Here is a 2268-nt window from a genome sequence, read left to right as displayed (position 1 = left end):
ATGTCTCTCGCTCATTCAAATAATGAGAGACAACTTTGGTGATTTGAACATCAACTCGAAACTCCTTCGGGTTGTATGGTTAAGTGACTAAGCGTACACGGTGGATGCCTTGGCAGTCAGAGGCGATGAAGGACGTATTAACTTGCGATAAGCCCAGATTAGGTAGTAAAAACCATTTGAGTCTGGGATTTCCGAATGGGGAAACCCAATACCATAAGGTATTACTGTTGAGTGAATACATAGCTCAACAGGGCGAACCGGGGGAACTGAAACATCTAAGTACCCCGAGGAAAAGAAATCAACCGAGATTCCGAAAGTAGCGGCGAGCGAAATTGGACTAGCCCTTAAGCTTTACACGCGTTAGACGAACAGCCTGGAAAGGCCGACGATACAGGGTGATAGTCCCGTAGTTGACGACGTGTGTTCAGTGAAATCGAGTAGGGCGGGACACGTGATATCCTGTCTGAATATGGGGGGACCATCCTCCAAGGCTAAATACTACTGACTGACCGATAGTGAACCAGTACCGTGAGGGAAAGGCGAAAAGAACCCCTGTGAGGGGAGTGAAATAGAACCTGAAACCGTGTACGTACAAGCAGTAGGAGCAGGCTTTGTCCTGTGACTGCGTACCTTTTGTATAATGGGTCAGCGACTTATATTCAGTGGCAAGGTTAACCATCTAGGGGAGCCGTAGGGAAACCGAGTCTTAACTGGGCGTTCAGTCTCTGGATATAGACCCGAAACCAGGTGATCTAGCCATGGGCAGGTTGAAGGTTGAGTAACATCAACTGGAGGACCGAACCGACTAATGTTGAAAAATTAGCGGATGACTTGTGGCTAGGGGTGAAAGGCCAATCAAACCTGGAGATAGCTGGTTCTCCCCGAAAGCTATTTAGGTAGCGCCTCGGACGAATACTACTGGGGGTAGAGCACTGTTAAGGCTAGGGGGTCATCCCGACTTACCAACCCTTTGCAAACTCCGAATACCAGTAAGTACTATCCGGGAGACACACGGCGGGTGCTAACGTCCGTCGTGGAGAGGGAAACAACCCAGACCGCCAGCTAAGGTCCCAAATTACTACTAAGTGGGAAACGATGTGGGAAGGCTCAGACAGCCAGGATGTTGGCTTAGAAGCAGCCATCATTTAAAGAAAGCGTAATAGCTCACTGGTCGAGTCGGCCTGCGCGGAAGATGTAACGGGGCTAAGTAGTAAACCGAAGCTGCGGCAATGCACTTTAGTGCATTGGGTAGGGGAGCGTTCTGTAAGCGGTTGAAGGTGTGTGGTAACGCATGCTGGACGTATCAGAAGTGCGAATGCTGACATGAGTAACGATAAAGGGGGTGAAAAACCTCCTCGCCGGAAGACCAAGGGTTCCTGTCCAACGTTAATCGGGGCAGGGTAAGTCGACCCCTAAGGCGAGGCCGAAAGGCGTAGTCGATGGGAAACGGGTTAATATTCCCGTACTTCTTACAATTGCGATGGGGGGACGGAGAAGGCTAGGTGGGCCTGGCGACGGTTGTCCAGGTTCAAGTGCGTAGGCTGAAGAGTTAGGTAAATCCGGCTCTTCTTAAAGCTGAGACACGACGTCGAGCATCTACGGATGTGAAGTCATTGATGCCATGCTTCCAGGAAAAGCCTCTAAGCTTCAGATTGTAAGGAATCGTACCCCAAACCGACACAGGTGGTCGGGTAGAGAATACCAAGGCGCTTGAGAGAACTCGGGTGAAGGAACTAGGCAAAATGGTACCGTAACTTCGGGAGAAGGTACGCTCTCGACGGTGAAGTCCCTCGCGGATGGAGCTATTGAGAGTCGCAGATACCAGGTGGCTGCAACTGTTTATTAAAAACACAGCACTGTGCAAAATCGCAAGATGACGTATACGGTGTGACGCCTGCCCGGTGCCGGAAGGTTAATTGATGGGGTTAGACTTCGGTCGAAGCTCTTGATCGAAGCCCCGGTAAACGGCGGCCGTAACTATAACGGTCCTAAGGTAGCGAAATTCCTTGTCGGGTAAGTTCCGACCTGCACGAATGGCGTAATGATGGCCACGCTGTCTCCACCCGAGACTCAGTGAAATTGAAATCGCTGTGAAGATGCAGTGTACCCGCGGCTAGACGGAAAGACCCCGTGAACCTTTACTACAGCTTGGCACTGAACATTGACCCTACATGTGTAGGATAGGTGGGAGGCTTTGAAGCGCAGTCGCTAGATTGCGTGGAGCCGTCCTTGAAATACCACCCTTGTAGTGTTGATGTTCTAACGTCG

1 rRNA gene is annotated in these 2268 nt (G+C 50.6%); it reads left to right on the top strand.

From position 1 onward, the window contains the following. Nucleotides 1-77 precede the first annotated feature (77 nt). Nucleotides 78-2268, top strand: a 23S ribosomal RNA gene (locus tag R7P74_RS24580); the annotation flags it as partial.

Source organism: Vibrio sp. 2033 (assembly GCF_033339735.1).
The sequence above is the reverse complement of the archived record's forward strand: the minus strand, read 5'-3'. Positions and strand labels throughout refer to the sequence as shown.